This window comes from Ruegeria sp. YTSC106 (assembly GCF_059609765.1).
The window spans coordinates 70,818-82,827 of sequence record NZ_JBXWMI010000011.1; the positions used below are offsets into that span (position 1 = coordinate 70,818).

7 protein-coding genes are annotated in these 12,010 nt (G+C 58.6%); 2 read left to right on the top strand and 5 right to left on the bottom strand.

Annotated elements, in window-relative coordinates; genetic code table 11:
- The first annotated feature begins 28 nt into the window (after positions 1 to 28).
- On the top strand, positions 29 to 3,373 hold the full coding sequence (gene carB, locus AC2FEB_RS15585; RefSeq protein WP_117867925.1) for a carbamoyl-phosphate synthase large subunit: 3,345 nt from the start codon (positions 29 to 31) through the stop codon (positions 3,371 to 3,373).
- 232 nt (positions 3,374 to 3,605) lie between these two features.
- Here the strand turns inward: carB and AC2FEB_RS15590 are convergent, their stop codons facing one another.
- The 3 genes from AC2FEB_RS15590 to AC2FEB_RS15600 are packed head-to-tail and all read right to left on the bottom strand — an operon-like array spanning position 3,606 to position 8,160.
- Entirely contained in the window at positions 3,606 to 6,647 is a 3,042-nt protein-coding gene (locus AC2FEB_RS15590; RefSeq protein ID WP_496674295.1) for an efflux RND transporter permease subunit, read from the bottom strand.
- Positions 6,648 to 6,658: 11 nt separating this feature from the next.
- Positions 6,659 to 7,696: an efflux RND transporter periplasmic adaptor subunit gene (locus AC2FEB_RS15595; RefSeq protein WP_117867920.1), complete on the bottom strand. Its 1,038-nt coding sequence runs from the start codon at positions 7,694 to 7,696 to the stop codon at positions 6,659 to 6,661.
- Positions 7,693 to 8,160: a MarR family winged helix-turn-helix transcriptional regulator gene (locus AC2FEB_RS15600; protein WP_299895400.1), complete on the bottom strand. Its 468-nt coding sequence runs from the start codon at positions 8,158 to 8,160 to the stop codon at positions 7,693 to 7,695. The genes AC2FEB_RS15595 and AC2FEB_RS15600 overlap by 4 nt, the downstream gene beginning before the upstream one ends.
- A 159-nt stretch (positions 8,161 to 8,319) precedes the next feature.
- Between AC2FEB_RS15600 and AC2FEB_RS15605 the strand changes: the two genes are divergently transcribed.
- Complete coding sequence (locus AC2FEB_RS15605; RefSeq protein ID WP_496884209.1) at positions 8,320 to 9,444, top strand: beta-ketoacyl-ACP synthase III; 1,125 nt, start codon at positions 8,320 to 8,322, stop codon at positions 9,442 to 9,444.
- 18 nt (positions 9,445 to 9,462) lie between these two features.
- Here AC2FEB_RS15605 and AC2FEB_RS15610 read toward each other — a convergent pair whose 3' ends face one another.
- Both AC2FEB_RS15610 and AC2FEB_RS15615 read right to left on the bottom strand, forming a co-directional pair.
- Entirely contained in the window at positions 9,463 to 11,265 is a 1,803-nt protein-coding gene (locus AC2FEB_RS15610; RefSeq protein ID WP_496884210.1) for a hypothetical protein, read from the bottom strand.
- A 166-nt stretch (positions 11,266 to 11,431) separates the two neighbouring features.
- Positions 11,432 to 11,893, bottom strand: coding sequence for a hypothetical protein (locus AC2FEB_RS15615; RefSeq protein ID WP_117872550.1), 462 nt, complete (start codon positions 11,891 to 11,893; stop codon positions 11,432 to 11,434).
- Positions 11,894 to 12,010: the final 117 nt, after the last annotated feature.

Sequence of the window (12,010 nt, forward strand, 5' to 3'; positions counted from 1 at the left end):
ACTCGCGGACAATCGAAGGAACAAGGCCATGCCGAGAAGAACCGACATCCAGTCGATCATGATCATTGGGGCGGGCCCCATTGTTATCGGTCAGGCCTGCGAATTCGACTATTCCGGCGCTCAGGCCTGCAAGGCCCTGCGCGAAGAAGGCTACCGGGTTATTCTGGTGAACTCAAACCCGGCGACGATCATGACCGACCCCGGCCTGGCAGATGCCACTTATATCGAGCCGATCACGCCCGAGGTTGTCGCCAAGATCATCGAGAAAGAACGCCCCGACGCCCTGTTGCCTACCATGGGCGGGCAGACCGGCCTGAACACCTCGCTGGCACTGGAAGAGATGGGCGTGCTGGAGAAATTCGGCGTCGAGATGATCGGCGCCAAGCGCGAGGCCATCGAAATGGCCGAGGACCGCAAGCTGTTTCGCGAGGCGATGGATCGACTGGGTCTGGAAAACCCCAAGGCGACCATCGTGACCGCCCCCAGGCGCGAAGACGGAACCACCGATCTGGACGCCGGTGTGCAGATGGCGCTGGATGAGCTGGATGAAATCGGCCTGCCCGCCATCATCCGTCCGGCCTTTACGCTGGGCGGGACCGGCGGTGGCGTGGCCTACAACCGTGAGGATTACATCCATTTCTGCCGCTCTGGCATGGATGCCTCGCCGGTAAACCAGATCCTTGTCGATGAAAGCCTGCTGGGCTGGAAGGAATACGAGATGGAGGTGGTGCGCGACACCGCCGACAACGCCATCATCGTCTGCTCGATCGAAAACGTCGATCCGATGGGCGTGCACACAGGTGACTCGATCACCGTGGCCCCTGCCCTGACGCTGACCGACAAGGAATACCAGATCATGCGCAACGGCTCGATTGCCGTTCTGCGCGAGATCGGCGTCGAAACCGGTGGTTCGAACGTGCAATGGGCCATCAACCCCGAAGACGGCCGCATGGTCGTGATCGAGATGAACCCGCGCGTGTCCCGGTCTTCTGCATTGGCCTCGAAAGCGACCGGTTTCCCGATTGCCAAGATCGCAGCCAAGCTGGCCGTTGGCTACACGCTGGACGAGCTGGACAACGATATCACCAAGGTCACGCCCGCCTCGTTCGAGCCGACCATCGATTATGTTGTAACCAAGATTCCGAAATTCGCGTTCGAGAAATTCCCCGGCTCGGAACCCTACCTGACCACCGCTATGAAGTCGGTGGGTGAGGCGATGTCCATCGGCCGCACGATCCACGAATCGATGCAGAAAGCTCTGGCGTCGATGGAATCGGGCCTGACCGGCTTTGATGAGATCGAAATCCCCGGCCTGAACGTGGGCCTGTGGGACGAAGCCGACGACAAGGCCGCCGTGATCAAAGCGATCAGCCAGCAAACGCCTGACCGTCTGCGCACCATCGCGCAAGCGATGCGTCATGGCCTGACCGATGACGAGATATTTGGTGTCACCAAGTTCGACCCGTGGTTCCTGGCCCGCATCCGCGAGATTATCGAGGCAGAACGTCAGGTCCGTAAAGACGGTCTGCCCGTCACCGAGGACGGCATCCGAAAGCTGAAAATGCTGGGCTTCACCGATGCGCGTCTGGGCAACCTGACGGGCCGCGACGAAGACAACATCCGCCGGGCGCGCCGCAATCTGGGCGTTACAGCCGCGTTCAAACGCATCGACACCTGCGCCGCCGAGTTCGAGGCGCAGACGCCCTATATGTACTCGACCTACGAAGCCCCCATGATGGGTGACGTAGAATGCGAGGCGCGTCCGTCTGACCGTAAGAAAGTCGTCATCCTTGGCGGTGGCCCAAACCGGATCGGTCAAGGCATCGAGTTCGACTATTGCTGCTGCCACGCCTGTTTTGCGCTGACCGAAGCAGGCTATGAAACCATCATGATCAACTGCAACCCCGAGACCGTGTCGACCGACTACGACACCTCGGATCGTTTGTATTTTGAACCGCTGACTTTCGAACACGTCATGGAAATCCTGACCAAGGAACAGGAAAACGGAACACTGCACGGTGTGATCGTTCAGTACGGTGGTCAAACCCCCCTGAAACTGGCCAACGCACTGGAAGCCGAAGGTATTCCGATCCTGGGCACCACTCCGGATGCCATCGACCTGGCCGAAGACCGCGAGCGGTTCCAGGCGCTGGTCAATGAACTGGGCCTGAAACAGCCAAAAAATGGCATCGCCTCGACCGACGAACAGGCGCTGGAGATTGCCGAAGAGATCGGCTTCCCACTGGTCATCCGCCCCTCTTACGTACTGGGCGGCCGTGCGATGGAAATCGTGCGCGATATGGATCAGTTGAGACGCTACATCAACGAAGCCGTGGTGGTCTCGGGCGACAGCCCGGTTCTGCTGGACAGCTATCTGTCTGGCGCCGTGGAACTGGATGTCGATGCCCTGTGCGATGGCACCGATGTACACGTCGCGGGCATCATGCAGCATATCGAAGAAGCCGGCGTTCACTCGGGCGACTCGGCCTGCTCGCTGCCGCCCTATTCACTGTCGAAAGAGATCATCGGGCAGATCAAGGATCAGACGTTCAAGCTGGCCAAGGCGCTGAACGTTGTCGGCCTGATGAATGTCCAGTTCGCGATCAAGGATGACGAGATCTACCTGATCGAGGTGAACCCGCGCGCCTCGCGCACCGTGCCGTTCGTGGCAAAGGCCACCGACAGTGCGATTGCGTCCATCGCCGCGCGCGTCATGGCAGGCGAAAAGCTGGCGAGTTTCCCGCAGCGCCCGCCATACAAGACCGTGGACGACACCAAGATCGCCGATCAGATGACGCTGGCCGACCCTGATATGCCGTGGTTCTCGGTGAAAGAGGCGGTTCTGCCCTTCGCCCGTTTCCCGGGCGTCGACACGATCCTGGGTCCGGAAATGCGCTCGACCGGCGAGGTCATGGGCTGGGACCGCGATTTCCCGCGCGCCTTCCTCAAGGCGCAGATGGGCGCGGGCATGGTCCTGCCGACCTCGGGCCGGGCCTTTATTTCGATCAAGGATGCCGACAAGGGCGCGGCGATGCTTGAGGCCGCACAGGTTCTGGTCGAACAAGGCTTCACGCTGGTCGCCACCCGCGGCACGCAAAGCTGGCTGGCGGAACAGGGTGTGCCATGCGATGTGGTCAACAAGGTCTATGAGGGTCGCCCGGACGTGGTCGACATGCTGAAAGACGGTCAGGTTCAACTGCTGATGAACACCACCGAAGGCGCACAGGCGGTAGAGGACAGCAAGGCCATCCGGTCCATCGCGCTCTATGACAAGATCCCGTATTACACCACTGCGGCCGCAAGCCATGCTGCCGCTCTGGCAATCAAGGCGCAGGCTGAAGGGGATGTCGAGGTGAAATCCCTTCAGGGTTAACTTGCTTGGCCTGAGCCACAATTGGCTCATTCATGAACGTACAGATGCGCGCCCGTTGACCTGATCTCAACGGGCGCGCATCTAATTCGGGCACAAGGAAAGTGGATCAATCCGCATATTTCTGGTTCTCACGTTACATACAGTTCTGGCTGCATGTGATGTGCCGTTTGTCCCATTGATCTGATCCAACCGGGTCCGTCCGATCAAGCCCGGACCCGGTCACAGACCGTTTTCAGACTGCCTGTGCCTCGCGTTTTTCATCCCGCGCAAAGAAGAGCAGGTAGAACACCGGCGCGGCAACCATTGTCAGGACGGTCGCAAAAGCCAGCCCGCCCATGATCGTCACCGCCATCGAGACAAAGAACGCGTCCGTCAGCAAAGGCGCCATACCCAGAATGGTCGTGATGGCCGCCAGCATAACAGGACGCAAACGTGAGACGGAGGCTTCGACGATGGACTCGCGCAGGGGTTTACCTGTGGCGCGAACAAGGTCGATCTCTTCCACCAGAACGATACCGTTCTTGATCAACATTCCCGACAGGCTGAGCAGACCCAGAAGGGCCGTAAAGGTGAAGGGCAAACCTGTTCCCAACAGGCCAATCACCACGCCGTTTACCGACATCGGAACCAGCAGCCAGATGATGATCGGCTGACGGATTGCATTGAACAGCAGAACCGAGATCAACACCATTATCAGCAGGCTCAGCGGCAATTGCTTACCCAGACTTTCCTGCGCATCGCGCGAGTTTTCGAACTCGCCACCCCATTCCATCTTGTAGCCCGGTGGCAGTTCGATTGCCTCGATGGCGTCCCGCACTTCGGCATGCACATGTGCAGCCGTCAGATCGGGCGGGATGTCAGCGCCGACGGTGATGGTCAGAACACGGTCGCGACGGTGAACCAGCGTATTGAGGGATTTGTACTCGAATCCATCGACCATCTGTTCGATTGGTACAAATTTCCCGGACTGATCCGAGTACACCACCTGATCGACAATCGAGTAATCTCCATCAGCCGGTCGGCGCAGGATGATCGGAATCAAACGATCCCGTTCGCGGAACACGCCGCCGGTGATGCCGTCGGTCGAGAATTGTAGGGTGGCCGCGATATCCTCGCGCGTGACACCCGCGGTCTGCGCCCGTTCTGTGGCATAGATCGGTTGCACCGCCAGTTCCTGTTCGCGCCAGTCATGATGAACGAGCAGCGCGTTGGGCGACGCCGCTGCCATGCGCTGCACGGCCTCGTCCGCAAGTTGTCGCAGAACCACCGGATCGCTGCCCGAGAACCGGGCCTGAATCGGATCGCCGCCACCGGGGCCAAAGACCAGACGCTTGGTTCCGAACTCTCCTTCCGGGAACTGGACCGACCCGAACGCTTCCAGGTCCGCCTGCAATGCCGGGATGTCATCCAGGCTTTCCGTGCGGATGATCATGTGGCCATAGCTCGGGTTCGGTTTTTCCGCCGAATAGGTCAGCATGAACCGGGTTGCCCCCTGACCGACGAATGTCGTGACCGAAACCACATCTTCGCGTTGGGCCAGCCAGTCTTCGAACACCGCCATATCCTGCGCCGTACGTGCAATCGGTGTGCCCTGTGGCAGCTTGTAATGCACAAAGAACAAAGGCGTGTTCGAATTGGGGAAGAACTGCTGTTTCATCAGCCCAAACCCGGCGTAGCACACCACCGTTACTCCAACGAGCCCGGCAACAACCAGCCAGCGGAAGCGCAGCGCAAAGCGCAGGATCGCACCATAGGTGCGGAACAGGATGCCTCCGTAAGCGTCGATCTCACCTTCCTTGCCTTGCTTGAAGAAATAGTGGCCAAGCAAGGGCGTCACAGTGATGGCAAGTATCCAGCTGAGCAGCAATGAGATACCGATCACCGCAAACAGAGAAAACAGAAACTCACCCGTCGCATCCGGGCTGAGCCCGATCCCGGCAAAGGCCATGATGCCGATCACGGTGGCCCCCAGAAGGGGGATCTGGGTTTTTGCCGCCACATCTTCCGCCGCATCGCGCGAATTTTTTCCGCGCAGCATCGCGATCTGCATCCCCTCGGCCACGACGATGGCATTGTCTACAAGCATCCCCATGGCGATGATCAGTGCACCCAGCGAAATCCGCTCCATCTCGATTGAAAACAGCGACATGAACAGAAGCGTGCCGACCACTGTCAGCAGCAATGTCGAGCCGACGACGATGGCCGCGCGCCACCCCATGAAGATACCCAGCACGGCGACCACAATCGTCACTGACATGGCCAGATTGACAAGGAAGTCGTTCGAGGCCTGCTCGACCACCACATGTTGCTGGTAGATCGGCAGAATATCGACCCCGAAGGGGATGTTCGTCTCTAGCTCAGCAAATTTGGCGTCAGCCCGTTTACCGACCTCGACGATGTTTTCCGTGGCCAGACCAGCGATGCCGAGGGTGAACGCTTCGGTACCGTTATACCGGATCACGATGTCCGGATCGTTCTGACGCGCGCGATAGACATCGGACATGTCGAACAGGTTGATCACCTGCCCTTGCGAGCCGACGGACAGGCCCGCAATGGCCGAGACACTGTCCGAGCCTTCGGCGGTCAGAATGGTGGTGCGGTCGTTTTCAGAGCGTAAGGACCCCGAGGAATTCACCGAGTCCGCATTGGCGATAGCTTCGTTGATTGCTTGAAGCGGGACGTTCTGGTTCACCGAAATCGCAAGGTCGGGTTCGACAAAAATCGCCTCGTCCGGCAGGCCCTGAACCTCGACATCGGCGACACCGTCCACGGTCAGCAATTCCCGTCGCAGAAACGTTGCCAGTTCATGCTTTTCGGCGTCCGAGAACCCTTCGGCGGTCACCGCATAGAACAGGCCGAATACATCACCGAACCCGTCATTCACGTAAGGTTGGCTGACACCCGACGGAAGCCCGCGGGCGGCATCACGCACCTTGGCCCGCAGGCGGGTCCAGATATCGGGTAGTTCGGTGCCGTCGTAAGTCGACTTGATCTCTACCTCGATCAACGATTGTCCGGGTTGGTTGACCGAGGTTATGACATCCACCTCGCCCATTTGCTGGATCGCGGATTCCAAGGGCTCGGACACTTCCAGCGCCACCTGTTCCGCCGTCGCACCGGGATACTGCGTGGCGATGACCGCGTTCTTGATGGTGAAAGCCGGGTCTTCCAAGCGACCAAGCGACGTGAACCCCCAGATGCCCCCAAACAGAGCGATTAGGATAATCAGCCATGTGTAAAGCGGTCGATCGATCGAGGCGCGCGCGATGTTCATCTGTCAGCCCCTCAGTTCGCGAAGCCGGTGAACCGGCGCACGGGCTGACCGTCTGTCAGCACGGCGCCGCCAGCCACAACAACTTCGTCATCGTCGGACAAGCCCGTCAAAACCCGAACATCGCCCGTCTGCGTGGGCTCAATCGTCACCGGAACGCGGCGGACCGTGCCTTCATCCGCACCAACCGGCGAGAACACCATGACGCTCAGCTCGCCTGTTGCATCAGCAACAACGGCCGTCGCTGGCACAACAATGCCTGTGCGTTCATCCTGAACCTTTACGTTGACGGTGACGGACGAGCCGGGAAGAATTTGCAGCCCCTCGGGCGGGGTCAGGCCGAACTGGATGCGGAAGGTCTGCCCGACGCTGGAGGTTTCAGCGTCGAATTCACGAATTTCCAACGGGAAGACTTCATCACTTACGGGGAACTTGGCAGTGATGGTGATGTCGTCATTCTGGCCTGAGCGTTGAAACAGGATCTCGGGAACGTCGACCTCGATGCGCAATTCGGACATGTCGTGAATGCGGACGATGGGCGTGCCTGCCGATACGGTGGTGAAAGCCTCGACCGCGCGGCTGGAGACCAGCGCGTCAAATGGCGCGGTCAGTGTTGCGTGTTCCAGCTCGTATTCCGCGTCGCGCAGAGCGATCGCGGCCAGTTGCGCTTCGGTCTCTGCGTCATCGACCGCCACCTGACTGGCCGTGGTGCCACGCAAACGCGACAGGCGCGCTACGGTTCGGTCGGCCTGTTCCTTTTGAAGCTGCGCCCGCTCAAGCCGCAGTTCGAATGGCTCCTGATCCAGTCGCGCAATCAGGCCGCCTTTGGCGATGACAAACCCTTCGTTGACCGGCATCTCGACGATCTGACCGGCGACCTGAAAGGCAAGATCGACCGTCTGCCGCGCCGCAACACGGCCGAAAAACTGTCGGGTGAAGCCGGGCGCCGTTTCGCGCACCTGCATCAGCTTTACCGGTTTCTGAGTATCTTGAGCGGCAATCGGAGTTGCCAGAACGGCCAGTGCAAGGCCCAGAGAGGTCAGGAGTTTCATTTCTTCAGTCCCTCGGGAATTCCCGTTTTCAAAACGTTGTCACGGATTTTGCGCGCCAGTCGCGCGAATTCGGCTGTTTCTTCTTCGTTCAGACCCGAGGCCCTGTGAAACAGGTCTCCGGCCTCGGCCACCAGCATGTTGCGGACCTCTTCACCCTGCTCGGTCAGCACCAGCAACCAGGCGCGGCGGTCTTCGGGGTCATGCTCGCGCGTCAGATAGCCTGCTTTTTCCAGGGAATCCGCGGTTGCGGTGATTGTGGACGGTACGCTCAGCATGTCAGCAGCCAGGACCCCCATGCGTTTCGGCTGATCCAGCTTGATCAGCATGTGGCATTCGGGGTGGCTCAGGTCGGTCTCGATGCAGTCAAATGTCTCTTCCAGTTTCCAGTACAGGGCATACACCCCCATGATCGCCTGAATCTCGGGGCTGAGGCGGCCAAGTCTGGAACTGATATCGTCGGGCATGGGGGATCTCCGCGCGCTTGGAGGGGTCATATACTTCAGTTTCTGAACTATTCAAGATATGAAACTGCCGCGCTGCGCGCATTCCCTTAGGTCAACATGCCTTGATCAAATCACACCATGACTGCATTTTGGGCAAATCCGAAACATTCAGGGCCCGCCATGTATACCCCCGCCATCACCGGTACCGGTGTCTTCACGCCTCAGAACGTCATCACCAATGCCGAGCTTGTCGAGGCATTCAACGCTTATGCCGACAAGCAGAACGCGAAGAATGCCGAAGCCATCGCCGCCGGGCAGATGGAGCCGATGCAGCATTCATCTGAAGAGTTCATCGTCAAGGCATCAGGGATCGAGAACCGTTACGTGATGGACAAGAGCGGTGTGCTCGACCCGGACGTGATGCACCCGTCTCTGCGGCAGCGCAGCGATGACGAACCCGGCATCATGACCGAGATGGCGGTGGACGCCTGCAACAAGGCGCTGGCACAGGCGGGGCGCACCGCGGCGGATATTGATCTGGTGATCTGCGCGGCCTCGAACCACGAGCGCGCCTATCCGGCAATTGCGATCGAAATTCAGCAGGAACTGGGAATCGACGGATACGGCTTTGACATGAACGTCGCCTGTTCGTCGGCCACGTTCGGTATTCAGGCTGCGGCGGATATGGTGCGGTCGGGATCGGTGCGTGCGGCGTTGGTGGTGAACCCCGAAATCTGCTCGGGCCATCTGGAGTGGCGCGACCGGGATTGTCATTTCATCTTTGGCGATGTGGCAACAGCGACGCTGATCGAACGGATCGAAGACGCCCAGGGGCCGCATTTCGAGATCTTGTCGACGCGTTGCGCCACGGTGTTTTCCAACAATATTCGTAACAACAACGGCTTTCTGCGCCGCTCACTCCCTGACGGGCTGGCCGACCGGCGTGACATGCAGTTCATGCAAAACGGTCGGAAAGTGTTCAAGGAAGTACTGCCGATGGTCAGCAAGCATATCAGCGACCATATGAATGCCGAAGGGATCAGAAACACCGACCTGAAACGCCTGTGGCTGCATCAGGCCAACAAGACGATGAACGACTTCATCGGCAAGAAGGTTCTGGGCCGCGAACCCGAGGCGGGCGAGCAACCAAACATCCTTCAGGATTATGCCAACACGTCATCTGCGGGGTCGATCATCGCGTTTTCGAAGTATTCCGACGACTTGCAGGAAGGGGATCTTGGCCTGATATGTTCCTTTGGTGCTGGGTATTCCGTTGGGTCGGTGATCGTGAAACGCCACGCTTGATGGCAGGTTTTGTCCGGCCTAGCGTAGCGCTGTCACTTTGAAGACCTGGAACGCCGCATCTTCCGTAGTTTGTACCCGCATGAGGTAGTCAGGGATTTCACCTGCAACCAAGTGCGATTGCAAACCACGACCCTGTGAGGCCCAGAACCAGAATTCGGCCCGCGGCGCGGACGTGCAGAGCATGACGTAATCCACATCCAGCTCAGTCAGACGTGACCCGATCTGAGAGGCATCCGAGCGGAACAGTTCGATCTGCGCCAAAATTCCAGCCTGATTCCGATGGTAATTGCCCGCCAGAACAGAATGGTCGGTATGGCGCAGAACGTTTGCGGCAAAGTCGAAATCAACAAGAACTCTCCCGGCTGGAAGATCACGCAGGGCCGCATAGGCTTCGGGCGTTTTGCAGGATGCCCCGGAGTTTTGCCGTGACTGTCGGGCCGGCAGCGCCGGTGCGGCAAGAGACGGCCCGGCAAAACGCCCCAGTTGTTCCTCGATACTTGCACCGATTTTCGGTGAGATGCAGAGAACAAAAGCAACCATCGCAAGCCCAGATACCGCGCGGCGACTGCTCGCATAGCGGGTGTACAGGACACGCAGGATCTGCGCCTGGACAGCCACCAGCGAAACACCCAGGAACGTCATCATTCTGGACTGATAGAGGAACACCATCAGGCCGGTCACGATCAGTGCCAGAAACAGGGCGTATTCCAATCTGAAAGGCGACCTGACTGCAAAGATCAGGGCGGCTGCCATGGTGACGAACGACATTGCGATCAGGGCCAGAACTTCGCCCCTGTGCAGCTCCAATATGACACTGATTTTCTGCGCTTCTGCCACCTGGCTCAGCCAGTAGTCCCGCATGTCCTGAGGCAGGGCTTCGATCGGGTTGCTGAGGCAATGCGGGGCAAAGCTGTAAGCGCAGGCCAAGGTCATCGCACCAACCGCAAGGAACGCACTGATGCGGCCCCAAAGCGGCCAAGCAGACCCGACCCGGGCTGCAGCGCAAAGACCCATCGCGGCGACGCTTGCCGGTAACGCCACACTGAGTGTCAGGGCGTCACAGCTTGGGAACAGAAAGGCCTTTTGTCCTGTAGTTGCAAGGCTGATCAGCACAAGCGTCACGGTCAGCCCTACACCAAATGCCATGGTCGGGCGGCGGGCCGGTTCACCATTGATGATCCAATCAACGGCAAAGAATATTGCGACAAGCGCGATCTGCAATATCGATTCGGTGCCTATCGATACCGAAAGCGCCAGGCAGGCACCCAGCAACCATCCGGCATATGGTTTGTCCCTGCGCAATGCGAACAGCATCAGGGCCGTGGCGAACAGAAGAATCTGAGCATTGTGGTGATCAAACGAAAAATAGTCGAACTTCCGGGAGTGTTCGAGCGCCAACACACCCACAACCAGCGCCGAAACAGCACCTTCCCGCGCGCCCAAAACGCTTCCCGTCACGGCAAAGGCCCACAAGGTCAGACCCGCCAAAAGTGAGGGCCAGACAAAAGCCGTCACGTGAAGGGCCATATCAGGCTGCAAGACCAACCCGAATGTTCTGTAGAGCAAGGCAATCGGCGCGTCGATCAGTCGAGACCAATGCATCAGCGTACCGCCCTCGGGCCCCAGCCGATACTGTCGGCTGTCGAACCAGCCCTGCCCCTGCAACAGATCCTGCACGACCACCCAGCGCATTACGTCGTCAGAGCCTTCCTGATGACCACTTAGGGCCATAAGAACCAGAAGTACCGCATAGGCGCATACAAAAAATCGCAGAACCAGCCGGTCTGCGAAAAGACTGTATGTTCCCTGCGAATTCTGCATGGTCCTCTGCCCTTGACGATCTTGCCCGCGACGGACCTTACAGGACAGACGTGACTGAATTGAGGCAAAAGGCCCAGTCAGCGTTTCTTCCTTTTGACGAGTGAATACAGCTAAGCCATACAGGCGGAATGTGGCCAGTCATGGGCGCAACGGCTCCGGATCCCGGCTAGCTGACGCTTTCTTCTTCAAGATGCAGTTTCATCTCGATCAGAACCTGTTGCAGCAAGCTGGTTTCTTTCAGCAGCCGCTTGGCTTCGTTGACCGTGATGATTCCGTCTTCGATTGCGGCCTGATACTCGGTCATCAACATCGCAAACCGCTGGCTGAGCGCTATGACATCCGAATTAACACCACCGGTGCGGGGTGTGGCTGTGTTGCTGTCGCAATAGGACAAGGTGATGTTCTTCAGATCTGCCAAAGCCGACGTTACATGCGGAAATGTCGCCACGTTTTCAAGGCGGGCCACCGCGTCCACAGGCATGAACCTGTCCTCGTGTTCAGCATTGTCGGAATAGTACCGTCCTAAAGTCGCCTTGGATTTTCCTGTAATTTCGCACGCGGCTTCGATTCCAACATCTTTAACCAGCGCTTCTGTGTGTTTTTTCAGATAGGCCCCGATATCTGCCATTGTTTTACCTTTGTTACCTGCAAACGCCTGCCCGTTGTCCAAACAGGGGAAAGCGTGGGTAAATTTCCCATAACCAAGTCATAATTGAAATGTCATACATTGGCTATCCCTCAGATA